This window comes from Telluria sp. AIW5, assembly GCF_056680575.1.
On sequence record NZ_CM155289.1, the window covers coordinates 3,361,945 to 3,381,602 of the forward strand.

The window sequence follows — 19,658 nt, forward strand, 5'->3', positions numbered from 1 at the left end:
GTCGACGCGCGGGCCGGACCAGGACATCGCAAACATCAAGGTTCCGCAACTCGGTCGCGGCCTAACACAGTCTCCCTGCTCAACCCCAAGGTCATCAGGGACATGAACCTGGCCGCGCACGGCCTGCGCATCGTCGAGCGGCCGCTGTCCAGTTTCCTCCCGCTCGACGATACGCGTTACCTGAAGATCGGCGCCGGCCGCACGGCCGCGGAAGTCGCCAGATTCTCGCAGCGCGACGCGGACCGGCTCGCCGCCTACAACAGCCACCTGGATGCCGCGGCCGACCTGCTGCGCGGACCTGGTGCTGCAGACGCCGCCGAACCGGGTGCAGGGCAGCTGGCTCGCCGCGCTGCCGGAACTCATCAAGGCGGGCAAGCTTGGCAACCGGATGCGTTCATTGTCGCTCTCGGTCCAGCGCGAACTGCTCGACCTCTTTACCAAATCGGCCGGCGACTACCTGGACGGCTGGTTCGAGAGCGCGCCGATCAAGGCCGTGTATGGCTTCGACAGCGTGGTGGGCAACTACGCCAGCCCGTATTCGCCCGGATCGGCCTATGTGCTGCTGCACCACGTGTTCGGTGAAGTCAACGGCAAGAAGGGCGCCTGGGGGCATGCCATCGGCGGCATGGGCGCCATCACGCAGGCGATGGCGAAGGTGGCGCGCAGCCTCGGCGTGGAGATCCACACCGGGTGCCCGGTGGACGAGGTCCTGCTGCAGAAGGGCCGTGCCACCGGCGTCGTCACCGCCAGGGGCGAACGGCTCGATGCGCGCGTGGTCGTGTCGAACCTGAACTCGCGCCTGCTGATGTGTGCGGGCGGGCGTAGGGCTGTTGCCTGTGGGGTCCGTGGTTTTCACGATCCGCGTGGGCATTCATGCCCACGCGGATTCAACATATCGATGACAGGGCAGGCAACAGCCGCACGTCCCCCCGCACGGAAGGCGCCAAACCCGACTCTTCGATCACTCTCGCCGTATAGCATCCACCAATTCGTTGGGCGGCACCCAACGCCGATCCGTCATCTGTTGGTTCCCATACGACAGGATCTGGCGAAAACCGCGCACGCCACCGGGCAGCCCGTGCATTCCGTATGACGCCACCGGCCTGGCACATTCCATGCATGGTGAATGGCGAGCGCGCAGCAAGCGCTTTCCTTCCCCTTCAATCGCATCAAGGAGCACTATCATGGAAAAGCTGATCATCAAGGACCTGTCGACCACGCACTCGTACGCAGACAAGGACAGCAGCGATGTCCGTTCGCTGTCTCCCGAGGAAATGAGACATGTGCACGGCGGGCGCGGCATGTCCGTGCTGGTGGACGGACGGCCCGGCGGCGTGGTCGACGATTTTGAGCTGGAAATGGGCATATTCACAGGCGATATCGGCGTCAGGGTCGTCTAGTCGGGATTCCGTGGAGAATGACTGACCGCCCGGAACGCAGGACAGCAGTCTCCGCGGAACAAATCCTCCGCACGGGAGTCCGACACATGGACAGCGGCGGCATTGCAATTCGCCGCTGCGGCTGCTAAAACAATAAGGATAGCGTCGGAATTCCGGCGCGGTTTGGCCAATTGCCCCAAGTAAAGGCCAGGCGAGCGCAGCTGATCGCCTGCATGCAACGACATGAGCTCGAGGAGAACCCATGGCTGGGATTGTGCGCATCGACGATGAGGTAATCGACACCGACTACTTCATCCGGACCTTGAAGCTTACCGGACAGTTCGAAGGACTTGTCGAGCAACTGGTGCGCGAGAAGCTGACCGTGCTGGCGGCCAGGAAGCAGGGATTACAGGTCGCTGCGGAAGAGATCCAGGAGCGTGCCGACCAGTTTCGTCGCATCCAGGGCCTGCACCGGGCGGCTGACATGAATCATTACCTCGACGCGCTCGGAGTGAGCCTGGACGAGTTCGAAGACTTCATCACCGACGGCCTATACCACGAAAGGATGATGGCACAGGTATGCAGCGACGCGGCTGTTGCACACTTCTTCAAGCTGAACTCACCCAAATTCGACAGCGTCGAAATCAGCCATATCGTGCTCGATTCGGAAGGCAAGGCGAAGGAGATGATGTCGGCGCTGGCCGAGGATCCGGAGAGCTTCCGCGAGATGGTGAGTGAACATTCGGTCGGCGAGGCGCGCGAGAACGGGGGCTTGATCGGCAAGGTGCTGCGCGGTTCCCTCAGGCCGGACCTCGAAGCGCGCGTTTTCAATGCCGCGGCCGGGGACCTGCTCGGCCCGTTTCCCTCGAGTGACCGCACGCTGTATGAAATCTACGCCGTGAATGCGAAGCATCCGGCCACGCTGGACGAAGAAACGGCGGTCGAGGTGCGGCGCCTGCTGCGCGAGGAATGGCTGGCGGCCCGGGCACAGGAGCACATCATCGAGGCCTGCCCGGCGCGACAGGGCTGACCACGCCCCCGCCAAGACGCAGCTTGACCCGCAAGCCCGGCAGGGAAGGATATGGACGCATCAACGCAGCAGCGAGAGGCATCGAGCGAGTTCCTGGCGTCTGTCGAAATCCTGTCCGTCTTCACGCCTGAGGAACGCGAGCAGCTCGCAAGGGCAATCGAGATCCGCGCGTATGCCTTCGGCGACACGATCTCCACTGCCAGGGAGTCGGCAGACGGCTTGTACATCATCAAGTCCGGGTCAGTGCGCGTGTTCGCGGAAGAACACGGCAAGGAAATCAGCATGGGGGTGCGCAAGGCGGGCGAAGTCTTCGCCGAGGTCGCCATGCTGCGGCCACACCAGCATGAACTGTCGACCCGCGCCGCGCTCAAGACCGAGCTGTGGTTCATTCCACGCAGCGCCATCGAGCCTCTCCTCGCCCGGAATGCCGCTGCGCTCGACTTCATCAACAACTATGTGGCGCTCAGCTCGGCGGGCGGGCTGGTGGCGCGCCTGTTCGACCTGCGCGGCAAGGTAGACAAACCCGAGCTGGAAGAATTCGTGCGCAGCGTCGGCGTCAAGCGCGTCGGCGCCGGCAAGGAGATCCTGAAGCAGGACACGCGCGACGACCGCCGCCTGTACGTGGTGCGCCAGGGGCAGGTGCGGGTCGTGGTGCACGATGCCGACGATGAATATGTGCTGGCGACGCTGGGGCCGGGCGAGATCTTCGGCGAGAAGGCCTGCCTGATGCGCCAGGAACAGCCGGCGTCCGTGCTGGCGACGGGCGAGGCGGTGCTGCTCGTGATTCCGGAAAAGTCCGCGCATTTCATCCTCGAGCGCAACGCCAGGTTCCGCGAGGTGATCGAGGACCGGGTGCGCTTTTTCGAGCGCGAACTGCAGCGCCAGAAACGCCTGGCGGAACGGCGCAAGCGTCCGGTCGTGCTCGACCTTGCCTCAACCCCGAAGGCGGGCGAAAAGATCATCAAGCGCTTCGCCCTGGTCGAACAGGCCGAGGAAATGGATTGCGGCGCAGCCTGCCTCGCGATGCTGTGCCGCCATTACGGCATCAACATGACGCTGGGTAAGCTGCGCGAACTCGCCAACGTCACCACCCAGGGCGCAACGCTCGACAGCCTGGCGCGCGCGGGCGAGGCGCTGGGCTTCGGCGCGCGCGGGCTGCAATGCACCTTCGACGCGCTGCTGGGCTTCGAGCTGCCCTTTATCGCGCACTGGGAGGGCTACCACTACGTCATCGTCTACGGCGTGTCGCCCGGACAGGTGTGGATGGCCGATCCGGCCGTGGGCTTTCGCAAAATGAGCGTGGAGGAGTTCGAACGCGGCTGGAGCGGCACCTGCCTCGTGTTCACGCCGGGCCAGCAACTGGCAAAGCTCGATGTGGCGCGTTCGCCCTGGCTGCGTTTCGTCGCCTACCTGCAGCCGTATCGGAAAATCCTGCTGCAGCTCTTCCTTGCCACCTTCGTGATCCAGATGCTGGGCATCGTGCCGCCGATGATCATCCAGAACATCCTCGACGGCGTGCTGGTGCACCAGAACTTCGGCCTGCTGCACCTACTGATCCTGGGCCTGGTCATTTCGACCGTGTTCAGCCAGGTCATGACGACGCTGCGCGCCTACCTGTCGAACTACATGGTGCGCAACCTCGATTTTTCGATGATGGCGCAGTTCTTCAAGCACACCATGTCCCTGCCGTATTCCTTCTTCGCCAAGAGGAAGACCGGCGATATCCTGGCGCGCTTTTCGGAAAACCAGACGATCCGCGCCTTTCTGACCGAGTCGACCGTCACGACCCTGCTGAACCTGCTGATGGTCTTTATCTATTTCACGATCCTGTTCCTGTACAACGTCAAGCTGACCCTGCTGCTGATCGGCTTCGTGATTCCGATCATCGCGCTGACCGTGCTGGTGACGCCGAAGATCAAGGACTACGCGCGCGAGGTGTTCAATGCATCGACCGATGCCCAATCCTTCCTGATGGAAGCGCTGGGCGGCATCGAAACCGTCAAGGGGATGGGCAGCGAACGCCCGGTGCGCCTGAAGTGGGAAAAGAAGTACGTCAAGGCACTCGAGGTGCAGTACCGCTCGGCCTCCTTCAACATCCTGGTCGGGCTCGCCAGCCAGGTACTCAATTCAGCCACCACCATCGTGATCCTGTGGGCCGGCGCCAGCCTGGTACTGGCGCGCGAGCTGACGATTGGCCAGCTGATGGCCTTCAATGCGCTGATGGGCAGCGTGCTGGGTCCGCTGATGGGACTGGTCGGCCTGTGGAGCCGGATGGCGGACGCCACCGTCGCCATGGAACGCCTCGGCGACGTGCTCGATATCGAGCCGGAACAAAAGCCGGGCGACCTGGCCTCGCGCGTGGTGCTGCCCGATTTACAGGGTGAACTGAAACTCGAACGCATGTATTTCCGTTACGGCGGCGAGGACACGCCGTGGGTGTTAGAGGATATCAGCATCGATATCAAGCCGGGCGAGCTGGTGGCGATCGTCGGGCGCAGCGGGTCCGGCAAGACGACGCTGGCGAAATTGCTGGTGGGCTTCTATCCGCCGACCGACGGCAAGATCGTGGTCGACGGCTACGAGATGAGCGCAATCGACAAGGATTACTATCGGGCGCAAGTCGGCTATGTCATGCAGAGCAACCTGCTGTTTTCCGGCACGATCGCCGAGAACATCGCCAGCGGCGACGAGAGCCCGGACCGGCGCCGCATCGAGGAGGTGGCAAAGATGGCCGACGCCCACGCGTTTATTTCCAAGATGCCGCTCGGCTACGAGCAGGTAGTGGGCGAGCGCGGCGTCGGCCTGTCCGGCGGCCAGGTGCAGCGGCTGTGCATCGCGCGCGCCCTGTACCACGACCCGCGGCTGCTGGTCTTCGATGAAGCGACCTCGGCGCTCGATACCCAGTCCGAGAGCAACATCATGGCGAACATGGAAGCGATCCTGGCGGGGCGCACTGCCGTGATCATCGCCCACCGGCTCAGCACCATCATGCGGGCCGATAAAATCGTCGTGCTGTACGAGGGCAAGATCGTCGAGCAGGGACGGCACGAAGAGCTGCTGGCCCGGCGCGGGATGTACTACGAACTGGTACAAAAACAGCTGGGGCAGGGCGAATGAAGGGGTAAAACATCGATGAAACTCTACAACCCCGGCGGCGAGCGCGGCTCGGCGATGTCGTACGCGGCCCTGCTGGAAAAGATCGAGATCATGCGCTCGACGCTGCGCTGGTCGACGGGGCTCGAGCGGCCGGACATCGAAAAACTGCTGCGCCAGGCGAACACGCTGCGCGACGAGGTCATGGGGCTGTCGCACAAGGAGCGTTTCGTGCAGGCCATCGGGGCCGAGCGCCGCGTCGACTCCGCGGCCGAACCAGCCATTGAACCGGCGACCGGCGAGCGCCGGCGGGCGCTGCTGGCGCGCAGCTTCGTGTTCGAGGGCACGTTCGGGGACAACCCGAAGCTGCTCGACGCGCTTGAAATCGCCGAGAAGGCGGCGCCCACCGACCTGCCGGTGCTGGTCGACGGCGAGAGCGGCACCGGCAAGGAGCTAATGGCCAAGGTCATCCACGCCAACGGTTCGCGCGCCGACAAACCCTATATCTCGGTCAACTGCGGCGCGATTCCCGATAGCCTGCTCGAATCGGAACTGTTCGGCCACAAGAAGGGCGCGTTCACGGGCGCCGCGAATGACCGCAAGGGCAAGTTCGAAAGTGCGCACAAGGGCACCATCTTCCTCGACGAGATCGGGGAATTGCCCTTGCCCGGACAGGTGAAGTTGCTACGCGTCTTGCAGTCGCACGAAATCCAGCGCGTCGGGTCCGATGAAACGATCTCGGTCGACGCGCGCATCGTCGCCGCAACCAACAAGAACCTTCGCAAGCTGATCGAGCAGGGCAGCTTCCGCGAAGACCTGTTCTACCGGCTCAGCGTGATCCACGTGACGCTGCCGCCGCTGCGCGAGCGCAAGGACGAGATCCCGCTCCTGATCGCGTATTACGGCGACGAATCGGCCGAGGCATTGAAGCGCGCGCCGGTGGCCCTGACGCCGCGCTTGCGCGACTTTTTGCTGCGGTATGCGTATCCTGGCAATATCCGCGAGCTGCGCAACATCATGTACCGCATCTCCTGCCTGGCCGGCGAGGCGGCCGACCTGTCGCACCTGCCGGAAGACATCCGGCCCATGGCGGCGGCCACGCCGGTGTCCGCCGCCCCGACGGCGGGGGCAGACATCTCCCTTGCCGAAGCGAAGCGGGCTGCGAGCGACGAGGCCGAACGCGGCTGCCTCGAGCGCGGCCTGCAGGAAGTCGGCGGCACGGTGGCCGAGCTCGCGCGGCGCTGGGACATGAACCGCTCGCACCTGCAGATCCTGCTGAAGAAACACGGCCTGCATTCAAAAGATTTTCGCAAGGAGCACTGAGTTTACGAGTGACAGGCCGCGCATCGTAGCGTGGGCCTCGGCGGCCCCGCGGTCCCCCGCCCACGCGTCCAACGCACGCGTGCATATCGATAACGTCGTGCTCGCCGCTCTTGTAGGGTGGGCGGCTCCGCCGCCCACCCTACAACGCCGTTGCTCACAAGGCCGGGTTCACGACCGTCTTGTCCCCCGACACATCATCCACCCGCACTACTACCACCGTGATGTTGTCGCGCCCCCCGGCGGCCAGGGCCAGCGCGACCAGTTCCTGCGCCGCCCGGTCGCAGTCGCCCGGCGCCAGCGCCGCCAGGATGGCCGGCTCATCGACCGGCGTGCTGAGCCCGTCGCTGCACAATAGAAAAATGTCGCCGTCGCGCGCCGCCAGGGTCGCGACATCGAACTCGATCGTGTCGGCCGCACCCACCGCACGCGTGATTATGTTCGGGCTGGCGGCAAGGGCGGCCAGATCGCCGCCGCGCTCCCTGAGCGCTTCGAGCTGGCTGTGGTCGCGCGTGAGCTGTTGCAGGCGCCCCTGGCGGTACAGGTAAATCCGGCTGTCCCCGGCCCACAGGCACGCGGCCTCGTCCCCGAGGGCGAGCAGGGCGGCGACGGTACTTCCGATCACGGGCACCCGGCGTTTAGTCGCTTCGGCCTGCAGTGCTTCGTTGACCGCGGTCAGACGCGCGCGCGCGAGCGCGATCGACGCGGCCAGGGTTGCCGACGCCGGCAGCCCGGCCAGCGCGTCGACCACCGCGCCACTGGCGAAGTCACCAAAGGCATGGCCGCCCATTCCGTCCGCCACCGCCCACAGGCCACGCTGCGGCTGGGCCAGATACGCATCCTCATTACGGCTACGCACCAGGCCGATGTCAGTGCGCGCGGCGCAGGTCCAACACAGATCGGTATCGAGGCCCATTGCATTGTCCAGGTTGCATGGTTATTCCCGGCGCTAACTGCCCAGAAGCGCCTTGTTGACGCTGCTTTCATCCACCACGACATTGAGCGTGGAATTGGCGCCGGTATTGTTCACCGAGACGGTCTGGAACTGGTTGATCATCTGGTCGGCGAAATTATTAATCTGATAGAAATTAATCACCGGGAATTGGCTCGGCGCCGCGTCGACGAAGGGCCTGATCCATCCGAATACCCAAGGCGCACCGGCGCCGCGGATGGCGGACATTGCCTTGCGGTCGAGCGTCGTGCTGTTCGGAAGGTCGCTGATGGTAATGCTGGCCATGATGCATCTCCGTGTTCGGAAGGAAGGGCTGCATTGGGGAAGCGGTGTCCCCAGTGTAGATGAAATTTGGCCGGTCAGCGTCGCACGCTCTCGTTCTCCCCATTCTGCGACACCTGGCTGCCGGCGTCCAGGCCGCCCAGGACGGCCGAGCCCTTGGCGGCTGCTGTCACGACCTCCTGCCTCCGCACCAGCTTCTGCGCGGCAGTAATCGACGAGTCGCTGCTGCCGGCGAACTTCTGGTCGCCAAACGAACAGGCAGGGGCGCCCACTTTCCAGCCGCCGCGCACGGCCGCCATGGTTGGGCGATCGAGATGTTCGCTGCGAGCGAGGTCGTTGATAGTCAGGGTGTTCATGGTGCTTCTCCTGAATTCATATCTGAACCGATTGCTCCACTCCGGGATGCAGAGCCTTAGAACACTGCCTTGTTTCCGGCCCATAAGGCGGCAGCGAGGTCGATGTCCGGGCCTTTGACACCGGCGCCGATCACGCCATTATTGTTGAGGACGTTGATGCCGATCTGCTGGAACTGGGCAATCTGCTGATTCACGTTGACATTCACGTTGACGTCCTTGCCGAAGGCGTTGCCGCCCCGTACAAGCGACATGCCTGGACGGTCGAGCAGGGCGCTGTGCGCCAGATCCTGGATGACGATGGATGACATGGGTTTCTCCTTGAATGGTGACGGGGCTGCGCGGCGACAGGGCCGCCGCGCAGTCTCGGGCCTTAGCCGACGATCTTGTTTTCGCCGTTCTGGTGGACGCCGCTATGGACAGCCACGCCGTCGACGAAAGCCGAGCCGTTGGCAGTGAGCGTGGCCACGCTCTGCTGCTGAAACAGGTTCTGGGTGGCCGTGATCGAGGAGTCGCTGCTTGGCGCGTAGTTCAGGTCGCCCATCTTGTAGGACGGCGCAAACATGCTCCAGCCGCCGCGCACGGCCGCCATGGCGCCGCGCACGGCCGCCATGGCGCCGCGCTCGAGTTGTTCGGTACGTGCCAGGTCTTTGATGGTCAGGGTTTTCATGGTGTGCTCCTATGGATGCGAGAATGATTGAACGATGTCGGGGCGAGGATCAGCGGCGGATGATCTTGTTGTTACCGTTCTGGTCGACGTGGCTGTCGACGCTCACGCCGCCCAGAAAAGCCGAGCCGTTTGCGGTGGCGGTCACCACCTCCTGCATTTGCGCCAGGTTCTGGGTCGCCTTGATCGACGAGTCGAAGCTCGGCGCATAATTGACGTCGCCGAACGCGTAGCCGGGCGTGCGCATGCTGAAGCCTCCGCGCACAGCGCTCATGGCGTTGCGATCGAGTTGTTCGGTGCGGGCCAGGTCGGTGATGATCAAGCTTTTCATGGTGATTCTCCTGAAGTGGTAAGTGGTGTCGAGTGAGGCATTTCGTTTGCGCTCAATGGACATATAGCGAAAGGCGTGCCAGGTCCGTCGGCATCTTGCATCGCCACTCGTAAGTAATTGATTTGTATAGTGTTTGACTCAAATTTGCCCTTGGCGTGGTGCGCTTGCCATTTCGTTCGGAAGTAGCGGGCGTCGGTGTGGGGCCAACACTTCGCCGCGGTCTGTCTGGTACGGCACAACAGCTTCCATTCTGCTGCGCGCCAGGGTTCGCGGCAGCGCGGGTTTGAGGCATGGACACTTGTGTCCTCGTGGCATAGGGTTGCCGCCTCCTCGGGACGCAGTCCGGATTGCGGGGCCCACGAGGCGCGCGAGCGCAACATGGAAAGCGCAAGCCGACGCCGGGCTCGCCGAGCCGCGTCAGGCATTCATGATCGGGAGAGCGAAGTGCCCGCTTGGGGCTGGAGGGAAGTAGTGCGAAGGGACGCAGGTGGGAGGGCGATGCGTGGATGCGGGTTCAGCGCAGGCAGCCGTGCGTGCGCACGGCTGCCTGCGTGCGCTCACGCCTGCCGCGGGAGCGCCGGCGCGCGCACCACGACAGTCCGGACGGACGTCGCGCGCTCGCGTGCCGCGGATGCCGATACGCCTGCGTCGGCCCCGCGCACGCTGTCGAGCGCGAAGGTGCCTGTCGTGACGATGACGAGCGTGACGACGAAGATCGCTTCCATGTGCTTGTGGATGTTCATGATGTTCTCCTTGGATCGCTGGTTTCGGAAAAGGTCGAGGGCGTTTTCTTTCGCCCACTCGGTCAATGGAGCACGAGACGTGCCAGCTTGCGGGAAGAGCATGTTCCAGGGAGAGCGCCAGCCGATGGCTGGGGACAGATCGCACATTGTCGGCGCCAGGCCAACGGCTTGTCGGGCCGGTGTCGGCACCGGCCCGACACTATGGCCCGGGTACCAGGCAGGGCCCAAAAAAAACCGTTCAGCTTTTAACTGAACGGTTCGGCGTGAAGCGTACGGTTCTCAGCGAGCGGGTGGCCTGGGCGCTGCGCGCCCGCTGGCGCTGCGGCCGGGAGCAGGGTCGTACAAGTGGATTTTGCGCACGACGGGACGCAGGACGCCGCCACTTGAACGAAATCGCGCGCCGCCCGCGATCGCGTGCATTGCCTGGCGATCGAGCTCGGTACTTTCCGGTAAATCCTTGATGACGATGGTAGCCATGCTGCCTCCTTCGGTTAAAGAAAGTTAACGAACTCCATCCCATTGCTGGGATGGAGTACGACTGGGACAGGTCGAATCAGAGTAACACCTTGTTCTCGGCCCAGAGTGCCGCGGAGACACCGATGTCCGGGCCGACGAAGCCGGGGCCGATCACGCCGTTGTTGTTGAGGACATTGATGCCGATCTGCTGGAACTGGCCGATCTGCTGGTTCACGTTCACGTTCACATTGACATCCTTGCCGAAGCCGCTGCCGCCGTGGACGAGCGCCATTGCATGGCTGTCCAGTTCGGCGGCGTGCGCCAGGTCTGCGATTGCGATGGTTGACATGAGATTCTCCTTGCCTTAGCCGACGATCTTGTTTTCGCCGTTCTGGTGGACGCCGCTATGCACGGCGACGCCGTCGACGAAGGCCGAGCCATTGGCAGTGAGCGTGGCCACGCTCTGCTGCTGAAACAGGTTCTGGGCGGCCGTGATCGAGGAGTCGCTGCTTGGCGCGTAGTTCAGGTCGCCCATCTTGTAGGACGGCGCAAACATGCTCCAGCCGCCGCGCACGGCCGCCATGGCGCCGCGCTCGAGTTGTTCGGTACGTGCCAGGTCTTTGATGGTCAGGGTTTTCATGGTGTGCTCCTATGGATGCGAGAATGATTGAACGATGTCGGGGCGAGGATCAGCGGCGGATGATCTTGTTGTTACCGTTCTGGTCGACGTGGCTGTCGACGCTCACGCCGCCCAGGAAAGCCGAGCCGTTAGCGGTGGCGGTCACCACCTCCTGCATTTGCGCCAGGTTCTGGGTCGCCTTGATCGACGAGTCGAAGCTCGGCGCATAATTGACGTCGCCGAATGCGTAGCCGGGCGTGCCCATGCTGAAGCCTCCGCGCACAGCGCTCATGGCGTTGCGATCGAGTTGTTCGGTGCGGGCCAGGTCGGTGATGATCAAGCTTTTCATGGTGATTCTCCTGAAGTGGTAAGTGGTGTCGAGTGAGGCATTTCGTTTGCGCTCAATGGACATATAGCGAAAGGCGTGCCAGGTCTTTCCGGCGCGGCGCGCGCGAACGCAAGTCATTGAATATGAAGGATTTATTTAAAAAGACGCGTGGCAGGGGGCAAGCCGTTGCCGCCTCGGGCGGGCCAAGTGAACGGTCAGGCCCAACAGGTTCCGGCGAAGTGTCTGGAGCGGCCAGACATGTGCCCGGCCTTGTCCGATTGAGCGCCGCAAACGCTTGATCGCCTGCCAGTTCATGCTAGTCTCACAGTAGCGGCCTCTGATTTATACGATCACATCATGGACAGTTTCGCCAATGCGATTCATCGCTTCCAGAGTGGCGCCTTGCAGCGGCCCGAATTTTTCGCGCAACTCGACCAGGTGCTGGAAAGCGCTCCCGAAAGCGGGAGCCGGCTGCTCGAGCTCCTCAGCCAGGAGCACGCGCGCAAACCGCTCCCTAGCGAGATTTACACGCAAGTGCAGCAGCGCATCGGGGGCCTGATCGCGAACCGTCAGCGTCTCGGCGGGGACGATACCTTTGTCCAGACCCAGCCAGGCGCGCGCACCGCTGCGCAAGATCCGCCTCTATCGGAAGCGCGCTCCCGGCAAGCCCTGGACGAGGCCGAGCCGGAGCGCATGAAAGGCGTCGGCGAAACGCTCAACGGCCGCTTCGTGCTGGAAGAATGCATCGGGTTCGGCGGCATGGGCACTGTCTACAAGGCGCTCGACCTGCGCAAGCTCGAGGCCTCCGACCGTAAGCCGTATATCGCCATCAAGGTGCTCAACGTCCAGTTCCGCGGCCACCCGAAGTCGCTCATCGCTCTGCAACGCGAGGCCCGCAAGGCGCAGGCGTTGGCGCATCCGAACATTGTGTCGGTCTACGATTTCGATCGCGACGGGCAGATGGTCTATCTCACCATGGAATACCTGCAGGGAAAAGCGCTGAGCCAGGTGCTGCGTGCGCCGGGATTTGCCGGCTTGCCCTACGCCGAAGTGCAGCCCATCGTCACCGGCATGGGCAATGCGCTGGCCTATGCGCACGGGCGCGGTTTCGTCCATTGCGACTTCAAGCCCGGCAACGTGTTCCTGACCGACACTGGCGTGGTCAAGGTCATCGATTTCGGCATCGCGCGCGTGTTCCAGAACACCGAAGAAGATGTAGACGTTACCGTATTCGACCCGGGCAGCCTTGGCGCCCTCACGCCGGCATATGCGAGCCCCGAGATGCTCGAGCAGCGCGAGCCTGATCCGCGCGACGACATCTACGCATTGGCCTGCATCACCTACGAACTCCTCACCGGGCACCACCCATTCAACCGCCTGTCCTCGGCGCAGGCGCGCGGCGCCGGCATGAAGCCGCAGCGCCCTGCGAAGCTGGGGCGAGCGCAATGGCAGGCGCTCCGCTGCGGGCTGGCGCTGGAGCGCGAAGCGCGCACGCCCACGGTGACGCGCTTTCTCGACGAGTTCGGCGCAGGTGCCCCGAAACCGCGCCATGGCATGCTGGCCGCTTTGGGCGCAGGCATGCTTGCGCTCGGCGCGCTCGGGTTGGCCGCCTGGCTGTACCTCGGGCGCGAGGCCCGCGTTCCCGGCGGCGCCCCGCCGGCCGCCACTGCGCAGGCGCAGGCGCAGGCGCAGGCGCCGGCTCGGACGCCGGCGGCCGGACCCGCGCGCCCCCCTGCGGCGCCCGCAATACCGGCGCCGACACCGGCCGTCCTTGCTGCTGCGCTGTCACGCATCCCCTGTTCGGCCCTGGCCGTTACGATGCGCGCCGATACGGCGGAGGTCCAGGGTTTCGTATCGAAGGCGGCAGGCGCGGGAAAGGTGAAGGAAACGCTTGCCGCGCTGCCCGGCGTGGCTGCGGTGACGCTCGATGTGCACGAGGTCGAACCCAGCAGCTGCCCGGTAATCTCGGCATTGGGGCCTTACTGGACCGCGCACCGCCAGGCCGGGACCGGCGGCGCGCTGCGCCTGGCTGGGGCCAGCGCTGGCTCCAGACCGATATTGGCCGAAGGCGATTCGCTGATGGTCGATATGACGACCCCAAGCGCGGAAGCGTTCGTGTCCGTGGATGCGTACATGGCCGACGGCACGGTCATTCATCTGCTGCCGAATGCGCTCGCGCTCGACAACAAGGCGCCACCGAACCATAGCGCGACGATTGGCAGGCCAGGCGACTGGAGGATCGGCAGGTCGCCCGGGTCCGAACTGGTCGTGGTGCTGGTGACGACGCCGGCACCGCTCTTCGAAACGCTGCGGCGCGAGTCGGAGCCGGCGCCCGACTACCTGGCGGAACTGCGGAAAAACCTGCGGCATAGCCAGGCGCATAGCGGCCCCGGCAAGATCGGGATCGAATTCCTGCCGGTCGCGATCAGGCCCCCGCGGCGCTAGCGGGGCTTAACGCAGGCTGCGTGCAACCCTGAACCCATTCTGCGACTGGCGCACGGCGGCGTCGTACTTGAAGCGTGTCGAGGCGACCATGTAGGCGGCCCCCTCGCGCCACGAACCGCCGCGGATCACGCGGACTGTGCAATTCGGCTCGTCCCATGCGCTGTCAGTGGCAGGCGCCTCCTTGAAATTGTTGTGCCAGCAGTCGCTCACCCATTCCCAGACGCTGCCGCTGGTATCGTGCAGGCCCCAGGGGTTGGCGGCGAAGCTTCCCGCTTTCGCCGGCGCGTCGCCGCTCCAGGGTTGTCCGCATTCCTTGCAGTTAGCTTTTCCCTGTGCCATCTGCGCGCCCCACCAATATGCCGTGGCCGTTCCGCCCCTGGCCGCGTATTCCCATTCGGCTTCGGTAGGGAGCCGGTAGGGCTTGCCGCTGGACGCGCCGAGCCATTTCACGTACCGCTGTGCGTCATCCCAGCTGACGTCGCGCACTGGTGCATCCGGGTTGGTATTGGCTGGCTGGGCGATCTTCGGGCAGCCGCCATTGCTCACGCAGGCATTCCACTGTTGCACGGTGACTTCGTATTTTCCGATCGCAAAAGGAGCACCGATAGCGACCTGGTGCGCTGGCTTCTCGCTAGGGTCACTGGCATTGTTCCCCATTGTGAAGGAGCCGGGCGGAAGCGAAATGAGCACCGGGCAAGACGGGCAATCTCTGGTCTCCGCCCCAGCCTGCGCCACCGCTGGCGGGGCGCTTGCCGGCGGCGCAGCCCTCTTGGCGGGTGACGCTTGCGCCGCGGGCGGCGGAGCTGCCCCGCGCGGGGCCGGCGCCGTGCGCAAACGGGCCATTCGCGCCTGCGCCAGGGCCGCGAAGCGCCCCTTTGGATAGGCCTTCAGGTAAGCCTCGTAATCGGCCGCGTGCGCGCTGTCCTTGACCGAATTCCAGAACGCGAGTTCGAACTGTTCGGGACTCGCTCTCGGGACAATTCCCAAAGATTTCGTTTCGAGCGCACCCTCTTGTGCATTGGCGCAATATCCGAAAGCGGGCCCCGCCAGTACGCAAACCATCAACAGCTTGTGCCACATGAGCGGCTCCTCTATCGGGACTGCGTTTGCTAGGAATTGACTTGCGGTCTGACTGAGAGTGTGCCAGATTTGGAAGTATAGAAGCGCACTTCCGTACGACCTCGGCTGGAGTAACACATCATGCGCCAGACCATCGTGCTCGCTGCATTGTCAGCGGCAGTCCTCGAATCGCTTGCAGCAGGGGCGGGTGCGGCGCTTGCAGCCGCGGCCGAGCCTGCCGCGCAACAATCCCCCGGTCCATCCAACGCCCAGGTTTATTTCATCTGGCCACACGAGGGCACGGTGATCAGCGGCGGAAAGTTCTGGGTGCGGATGGGACTGCGGAACATGGGCGTCGCGCCGAAGGGCACCGCGGTGCCGAACACGGGGCACCATCACCTGTTGATCGATACCGAATTGCCGTCGATGACGGAACCGATTCCCAACGACCGCAACCATCTGCATTTCGGCGCAGGCGAGACCGAAGCCAGGGTAGAGCTGCCGCCCGGCACGCACACCCTGCAACTGCTGCTCGGCGACATGAACCATGTCCCGCACACGCCGCCCGTTGTATCGAAGAAGATCACCGTCACGGTTCGCTAAGCCACGGGAGCACATAATGCGGATATTGCTCGTTGCACTGGCCCTGATGACATCGCTGGCCGCCACGCCGACCGACGCCACGAACGCACCCGCCAATGCCTATTGCTACATCGGCTGGCCGTCCGATGGCCAAGTGATCGCTGCCGGAAAACCGTTCCGCGTTTGGTTCGGCCTGCGCTACATGGGCGTAGCACCCAAGGGCGTGGCGTTCCAAAACACGGGCCACCACCACCTCCTGATCGACACCGATCCGCCGCCCGCAGGGCAGGCCATTCCGTCGGACCGCAACCATTTGCACTACGGGGCCGGCGAAACGGAAGCGATGATCGAGCTTGCGCCCGGGAGACACACGCTGCAATTATTGATGGGCGACGAAAACCACGTCCCCCATACGCCGCCCGTCATGTCCAGAAAAATTACGATCACTGTCAAGTGAACCTGTATGGAACCAAACGCGGCATTTGCCGCCGCCAGCGACCCGGTGAGGGCCTATGTCGAATGGATGGGGGCGCAAGCGCCGGGGCCGACCGTGTTTCCGCTGCACGAAGAGGCGGTGCTCGGGCGCGACCGGCAGGACGCGCTCGCCGATGACAAGTACATCTGCATCCCGGAACAGACCATCAGCCGGCGCCACGCGCGCATCCGGCGCCGCGGCGCCAGCTATTTCGTCGAGGACCTGCACTCGCGCAACGGCACCTTCGTGTGCGGCGAGCGGCTCGCACCTGGCGCCTGGCACCTGCTGCGCGACGGCGACGAACTGGGGTTGGCGTCGGCGCAGCTGGTCTTTCATTCGCTGATGCTGCCCGAGCGCGCTGCGGCGAATACCGTGATCACGCGCTCGGTCGACGCTACCCGCTTCGCGCCGGTAGTCGACACCGCCAGGGCCGGCCGCGGCGAGCTCGAGAAAACGATGCACCAGCTGCACGCGATGGCGCAGGTGAGCATCGCGCTTGGCGCGGTCACCGACCAGGACACGCTGTTCGACAAGATCATGAACTTCATCTTCGACCTGTTCCCGGCGGCCGAGCGCGCCTTCATCATGCTGTGCGGGGGCGAAGCAGATTCGCCGCGCCCGGTCGCCGCCCGGCGCCGCGGCGGCGCTGCAGAAGATCCGTCGCAGGTGCGCATCTCCCATACCATCGTCGACCAGGTACTGGTGAGGAAGCGCGCGATCCTGTCGGTCGACACGCTGGCCGACCGGCACTATGCCGCGCACGAATCGATCGTGGCGCAGTCGATCCTGTCCGTCATGTGCGTGCCGCTGATCCTGGGCGACGACGTGCTCGGCCTGATCCAGGTCGACACCTCGTCCGATCCGCACGCCTTCCAGGAAGCCGACCTCGAAATCCTCAGCGGCGTGTGCGCCGAGACCGCGGTGGCATTGAAAAACTTCCAGCTGTATTCCGATATCAAGGGCCTGCTGGATGGTTTTGTGTGTGCGTCGGTGCAGGCGATCGAAGAACGCGACCCGGTCACGGCCGGGCACTCCTTCCGCGTGGCCGGCTACGCCGAGAACCTCGCCATGGCGCTCGAACACGCGGACGATGCCACGCTGCGGCGCGCCGCCTTCACGCCCGCCCAGCTGCGCGAGATCCGCTACGCGGCGCTGCTGCACGATTTCGGCAAGGTCGGCGTGCGCGAGCACGTGCTGCGCAAGGAGAAAAAGCTGCACCATGCCGACATGCGCCTGCTGGAACAGCGCTTCCGCTACGCGCGCGCCTGCCTCGAACGGCATGCCTGGCGCGGCCTGGCGCTGCGCCACCTGGAGGAAGAGCTGGGCATGACCAGCTACCGCCGCGAGTGCGAGCGCATCGAAGCGCAACTGGAGGAAGAGGGCGAGCGGCTCGACGCCTTCTTCGCCACCATCGTGCGCGCCAACGAGCCGGCGATTTCGCACACCGCGCCGCTGCCCGAACTCGAGGCGATCCGCCGGCATGCCTGTCCCGGCATGGACGAGCCCGATTTCCACCTGCTCAGCGAGGAGGAGTTCGGTGCGCTCAACATCGCCAAAGGCTGCCTGACGCCGGACGAACGGCGCCAGATCGAGGCCCATGTGGCCGATTCGTATTCCTTCCTGATCCTGATTCCCTGGACCCGCGAGCTGGCCGGCGTGCCGGCGATCGCCCACGGCCACCACGAGAAGCTCGACGGATCGGGCTATCCGATGGGCCTGAAGGGGAGCGAGATCAGCCTGCAAACGCGGATCCTGACGATCAGCGACATCTACGACGCGCTGACCGCGCGCGATCGTCCCTACAAGGAGGCGGTCCCGGTCGAGCGCGCGCTGGACCTCATCGCGGAGGAATGCCGCGTTGGCCACCTCGATGCGCGCCTGTTCAAGGTCTTCGTCGATTCGAAAGGATGGGAGGCGCGCGCCCATGCATGACGGCCGGGCCGGCCCACGAGGTGGAATATGAACTTACAAACCAGCTTGTATCGCTTCACCGTCTGGTGGGCCTCGGCGGCCCCGCGGCTCCCGCCCACGCGTCCAACGCACAGTGCAGCCGTTCATATTGCAGCTATCACCGCGTGGGCGGCAAAGCCGCCCACCCTACGGAACTGCGCGCTTGCGGCGGCGGCCGCCGCGCTGCTGTGCGGCTGTCCCGACGTCAGCATGAAGCCTTACCAGACTCCCGGCGTCCCGGGCAAGGCGGCCTGGTCGAGCCAGAAGGACCTGCCGGTGGCGCCAGCCGAGATGATCGCGCCCGACTGGTGGAAAGGCTTTCGCGATCCCTATCTCGACGCGCTGGTCGCGCGCGCGCTGGGGGAGAATTTCGACCTCAAGGTGCTGGCCGCGCGGATCCGGGTGGCGGGCGCGGAAATCGGCGAAGCGCGCGCCGGCGCCTTGCCGACCCTCGATGCCGGGGCGGGCGCGAGTTTTGAAAAAAGCACCGGGCAGAAGTTCACGAAACAGTTCAACCTCGGCACCCAGGTCAACTGGGACATCGACGTCTGGGGCCGCGTGGCCAAGGGCGTCGAAGCGCAGAGCGCCGAGTTCCGGGCCACCGAGGCCGACTGGCGCGCCGGCTACCTGACCCTGGTGTCGGACGTCTCGACGACCTATTTCCAGATCATGCAGTTCGACGAGCAGATCAGGCAGCAGCAGAAGACCCTGGACAAGAACCGGGCCATCCTCGCCACCTTCGAGGCCATGCTGCAGGGAGGCCTGGTCCCGCAGACCCGCGTGCTGCAGCAGCGCGCGGAAATCAACCAGTTGAGCCGCGACCTGATCGAGCTGGGGCGCCTGCGCGCGCTGGCCGGCAATGCGCTGGCGACCCTGCTCGGTACCCCGGCCGGGGAATTCACGGTGCCGCCCGGCTCCCTGCAAGGACGGGTGCAGCTGCCGGCGGTCCCCGAAGGGCTGCCGTCCCAGCTGCTCAAGCGCCGGCCCGACGTCGTCGCCGCCGAATACCGGGTGCTGGTGGCCTACGACCTGGTGGGCCAGGCCAAGCTGGCCCAGCTGCCCTCGATCAGCCTGACCGGGCGCGGCGGCACCTCGAGTTTCGCGCTCGGTTCGCTGCTGAAATCCTTTACCTTCGGCCTGCTACCGAGCATCAACTTCCCGATCTTCGACCCGAGCGTCAAGGCGCGCCTGAAAACCTCCGAGGCGCGCACCGGCGTGGCCGAAGGGGAATACCGGCGCGTGGTCATGGCCGCTTTCGAGGAAGTCGAAAACGCGCTGGTCAATCTCGACGCCCACCGGCGCCAGCGCGTCGAACTCGAGCAGCAGTCCGAACGGCTCGGCGTCGTCGCCGCGCAGGTGGAGGCGCAGCTGAAGGAGGGGATGGTATCTCAGCTGGAAGTGTTCGAAGCCGAGCGCACGCTGCTGGCCTCGCAACTGGCCCTGCTGGCCAACCACCAGCAGATCCTGTCCGATACCGTGACGCTCTACAAGGCGCTGGGCGGCGGCTGGCCGTCGGAGAATGTACGCAACGAGGTGCGCAATGCGGCGCCGCGGTAGCCGGAGCGGCCGGTGATGGCGCCGGCTGCCATGCCCG

The 19,658-nt window shown here is 64.7% G+C and carries 22 protein-coding genes; 10 read left to right on the forward strand and 12 right to left on the reverse strand.

The features are described from left to right. The first annotated feature begins 271 nt into the window (after positions 1-271). The 5 genes from AC1MEM_RS14880 (at position 272) to AC1MEM_RS14900 (ending at position 6,825) form a co-directional block, all read left to right on the forward strand. Positions 272-1,093 (forward strand): FAD-dependent oxidoreductase, encoded by an 822-nt coding sequence (locus AC1MEM_RS14880; RefSeq protein ID WP_499471663.1) that lies wholly within the window; start codon positions 272-274, stop codon positions 1,091-1,093. Between the two features lie 91 nt (positions 1,094-1,184). Continuing rightward, on the forward strand, positions 1,185-1,400 hold the full coding sequence (locus tag AC1MEM_RS14885) for a hypothetical protein (protein WP_499471665.1): 216 nt from the start codon (positions 1,185-1,187) through the stop codon (positions 1,398-1,400). Between the two features lie 241 nt (positions 1,401-1,641). Then, positions 1,642-2,409 carry a peptidylprolyl isomerase gene (locus AC1MEM_RS14890; RefSeq protein WP_499471667.1) on the forward strand — a complete coding sequence of 256 codons (768 nt, stop codon included), beginning with the start codon at positions 1,642-1,644 and terminating at the stop codon, positions 2,407-2,409. A 51-nt stretch (positions 2,410-2,460) separates the two neighbouring features. Next, positions 2,461-5,526: a peptidase domain-containing ABC transporter gene (locus tag AC1MEM_RS14895; protein ID WP_499471669.1), complete on the forward strand. Its 3,066-nt coding sequence runs from the start codon at positions 2,461-2,463 to the stop codon at positions 5,524-5,526. Positions 5,527-5,541: 15 nt separating this feature from the next. Next, positions 5,542-6,825: a sigma-54 interaction domain-containing protein gene (locus AC1MEM_RS14900; protein WP_499471671.1), complete on the forward strand. Its 1,284-nt coding sequence runs from the start codon at positions 5,542-5,544 to the stop codon at positions 6,823-6,825. Between the two features lie 154 nt (positions 6,826-6,979). On the opposite strand, the gene AC1MEM_RS14905 is transcribed toward AC1MEM_RS14900, so the two are convergent. The 11 genes from AC1MEM_RS14905 to AC1MEM_RS14955 all read right to left on the reverse strand — a co-directional run bounded on the left by AC1MEM_RS14905 (position 6,980) and on the right by AC1MEM_RS14955 (position 11,574). Further along, a complete protein-coding gene (locus AC1MEM_RS14905; protein WP_499471673.1) occupies positions 6,980-7,738 on the reverse strand; it encodes a PP2C family protein-serine/threonine phosphatase in 759 nt (252 codons plus the stop codon). Positions 7,739-7,771: 33 nt separating this feature from the next. After that, positions 7,772-8,059, reverse strand: coding sequence for a hypothetical protein (locus AC1MEM_RS14910; protein WP_499471675.1), 288 nt, complete (start codon positions 8,057-8,059; stop codon positions 7,772-7,774). 74 nt (positions 8,060-8,133) lie between these two features. Beyond that, positions 8,134-8,412 (reverse strand): hypothetical protein, encoded by a 279-nt coding sequence (locus AC1MEM_RS14915; RefSeq protein WP_499471677.1) that lies wholly within the window; start codon positions 8,410-8,412, stop codon positions 8,134-8,136. 56 nt (positions 8,413-8,468) lie between these two features. After that, on the reverse strand, positions 8,469-8,720 hold the full coding sequence (locus AC1MEM_RS14920; protein ID WP_499471678.1) for a hypothetical protein: 252 nt from the start codon (positions 8,718-8,720) through the stop codon (positions 8,469-8,471). Positions 8,721-8,782: 62 nt separating this feature from the next. Further along, positions 8,783-9,079, reverse strand: a complete 297-nt coding sequence (locus AC1MEM_RS14925; protein WP_499471679.1) for a hypothetical protein — start codon at positions 9,077-9,079, stop codon at positions 8,783-8,785. A 49-nt stretch (positions 9,080-9,128) separates the two neighbouring features. Then, entirely contained in the window at positions 9,129-9,407 is a 279-nt protein-coding gene (locus tag AC1MEM_RS14930; protein WP_499471681.1) for a hypothetical protein, read from the reverse strand. A 557-nt stretch (positions 9,408-9,964) separates the two neighbouring features. Further along, positions 9,965-10,150, reverse strand: coding sequence for a hypothetical protein (locus AC1MEM_RS14935; RefSeq protein ID WP_499471683.1), 186 nt, complete (start codon positions 10,148-10,150; stop codon positions 9,965-9,967). A gap of 279 nt (positions 10,151-10,429) precedes the next feature. Then, a complete protein-coding gene (locus AC1MEM_RS14940) occupies positions 10,430-10,627 on the reverse strand; it encodes a hypothetical protein (protein ID WP_499471684.1) in 198 nt (65 codons plus the stop codon). A 76-nt stretch (positions 10,628-10,703) separates the two neighbouring features. Further along, entirely contained in the window at positions 10,704-10,955 is a 252-nt protein-coding gene (locus tag AC1MEM_RS14945; protein ID WP_499471686.1) for a hypothetical protein, read from the reverse strand. Between the two features lie 15 nt (positions 10,956-10,970). Next, on the reverse strand, positions 10,971-11,246 hold the full coding sequence (locus AC1MEM_RS14950; protein WP_499471688.1) for a hypothetical protein: 276 nt from the start codon (positions 11,244-11,246) through the stop codon (positions 10,971-10,973). Positions 11,247-11,295: 49 nt separating this feature from the next. Continuing rightward, positions 11,296-11,574 carry a hypothetical protein gene (locus tag AC1MEM_RS14955; RefSeq protein ID WP_499471690.1) on the reverse strand — a complete coding sequence of 93 codons (279 nt, stop codon included), beginning with the start codon at positions 11,572-11,574 and terminating at the stop codon, positions 11,296-11,298. A gap of 336 nt (positions 11,575-11,910) precedes the next feature. Here AC1MEM_RS14955 and AC1MEM_RS14960 point away from each other — a divergent pair, with 336 nt between their 5' ends. Continuing rightward, entirely contained in the window at positions 11,911-13,998 is a 2,088-nt protein-coding gene (locus AC1MEM_RS14960) for a serine/threonine protein kinase (protein WP_499471692.1), read from the forward strand. 6 nt (positions 13,999-14,004) lie between these two features. Here the strand turns inward: AC1MEM_RS14960 and AC1MEM_RS14965 are convergent, their stop codons facing one another. Then, positions 14,005-15,078, reverse strand: a complete 1,074-nt coding sequence (locus AC1MEM_RS14965; RefSeq protein ID WP_499471694.1) for a formylglycine-generating enzyme family protein — start codon at positions 15,076-15,078, stop codon at positions 14,005-14,007. A 120-nt stretch (positions 15,079-15,198) separates the two neighbouring features. On the opposite strand from AC1MEM_RS14965, the gene AC1MEM_RS14970 reads away from it, so the two are divergent. The 4 genes from AC1MEM_RS14970 (at position 15,199) to AC1MEM_RS14985 (ending at position 19,621) form a co-directional block, all read left to right on the forward strand. Then, positions 15,199-15,660 carry a DUF4399 domain-containing protein gene (locus AC1MEM_RS14970; protein ID WP_499471696.1) on the forward strand — a complete coding sequence of 154 codons (462 nt, stop codon included), beginning with the start codon at positions 15,199-15,201 and terminating at the stop codon, positions 15,658-15,660. Between the two features lie 16 nt (positions 15,661-15,676). Then, positions 15,677-16,096, forward strand: a complete 420-nt coding sequence (locus tag AC1MEM_RS14975) for a DUF4399 domain-containing protein (RefSeq protein ID WP_499471698.1) — start codon at positions 15,677-15,679, stop codon at positions 16,094-16,096. A gap of 6 nt (positions 16,097-16,102) precedes the next feature. Then, entirely contained in the window at positions 16,103-18,046 is a 1,944-nt protein-coding gene (locus tag AC1MEM_RS14980) for an HD domain-containing phosphohydrolase (protein WP_499471700.1), read from the forward strand. Positions 18,047-18,181: 135 nt separating this feature from the next. Next, positions 18,182-19,621: an efflux transporter outer membrane subunit gene (locus AC1MEM_RS14985; protein ID WP_499477655.1), complete on the forward strand. Its 1,440-nt coding sequence runs from the start codon at positions 18,182-18,184 to the stop codon at positions 19,619-19,621. Positions 19,622-19,658: the final 37 nt, after the last annotated feature.

Coding starts and splice junctions, on each gene's coding strand:
- AC1MEM_RS14880 (WP_499471663.1), top strand. CDS start 272: ATGCCGCGGCCGACCTGCTGCGCGGACCTGGTGCTGCAGACGCCGCCG.
- AC1MEM_RS14885 (WP_499471665.1), top strand. CDS start 1,185: ATGGAAAAGCTGATCATCAAGGACCTGTCGACCACGCACTCGTACGCA.
- AC1MEM_RS14890 (WP_499471667.1), top strand. CDS start 1,642: ATGGCTGGGATTGTGCGCATCGACGATGAGGTAATCGACACCGACTAC.
- AC1MEM_RS14895 (WP_499471669.1), top strand. CDS start 2,461: ATGGACGCATCAACGCAGCAGCGAGAGGCATCGAGCGAGTTCCTGGCG.
- AC1MEM_RS14900 (WP_499471671.1), top strand. CDS start 5,542: ATGAAACTCTACAACCCCGGCGGCGAGCGCGGCTCGGCGATGTCGTAC.
- AC1MEM_RS14905 (WP_499471673.1), bottom strand. CDS start 7,738: ATGGGCCTCGATACCGATCTGTGTTGGACCTGCGCCGCGCGCACTGAC.
- AC1MEM_RS14910 (WP_499471675.1), bottom strand. CDS start 8,059: ATGGCCAGCATTACCATCAGCGACCTTCCGAACAGCACGACGCTCGAC.
- AC1MEM_RS14915 (WP_499471677.1), bottom strand. CDS start 8,412: ATGAACACCCTGACTATCAACGACCTCGCTCGCAGCGAACATCTCGAT.
- AC1MEM_RS14920 (WP_499471678.1), bottom strand. CDS start 8,720: ATGTCATCCATCGTCATCCAGGATCTGGCGCACAGCGCCCTGCTCGAC.
- AC1MEM_RS14925 (WP_499471679.1), bottom strand. CDS start 9,079: ATGAAAACCCTGACCATCAAAGACCTGGCACGTACCGAACAACTCGAG.
- AC1MEM_RS14930 (WP_499471681.1), bottom strand. CDS start 9,407: ATGAAAAGCTTGATCATCACCGACCTGGCCCGCACCGAACAACTCGAT.
- AC1MEM_RS14935 (WP_499471683.1), bottom strand. CDS start 10,150: ATGAACATCCACAAGCACATGGAAGCGATCTTCGTCGTCACGCTCGTC.
- AC1MEM_RS14940 (WP_499471684.1), bottom strand. CDS start 10,627: ATGGCTACCATCGTCATCAAGGATTTACCGGAAAGTACCGAGCTCGAT.
- AC1MEM_RS14945 (WP_499471686.1), bottom strand. CDS start 10,955: ATGTCAACCATCGCAATCGCAGACCTGGCGCACGCCGCCGAACTGGAC.
- AC1MEM_RS14950 (WP_499471688.1), bottom strand. CDS start 11,246: ATGAAAACCCTGACCATCAAAGACCTGGCACGTACCGAACAACTCGAG.
- AC1MEM_RS14955 (WP_499471690.1), bottom strand. CDS start 11,574: ATGAAAAGCTTGATCATCACCGACCTGGCCCGCACCGAACAACTCGAT.
- AC1MEM_RS14960 (WP_499471692.1), top strand. CDS start 11,911: ATGGACAGTTTCGCCAATGCGATTCATCGCTTCCAGAGTGGCGCCTTG.
- AC1MEM_RS14965 (WP_499471694.1), bottom strand. CDS start 15,078: ATGTGGCACAAGCTGTTGATGGTTTGCGTACTGGCGGGGCCCGCTTTC.
- AC1MEM_RS14970 (WP_499471696.1), top strand. CDS start 15,199: ATGCGCCAGACCATCGTGCTCGCTGCATTGTCAGCGGCAGTCCTCGAA.
- AC1MEM_RS14975 (WP_499471698.1), top strand. CDS start 15,677: ATGCGGATATTGCTCGTTGCACTGGCCCTGATGACATCGCTGGCCGCC.
- AC1MEM_RS14980 (WP_499471700.1), top strand. CDS start 16,103: ATGGAACCAAACGCGGCATTTGCCGCCGCCAGCGACCCGGTGAGGGCC.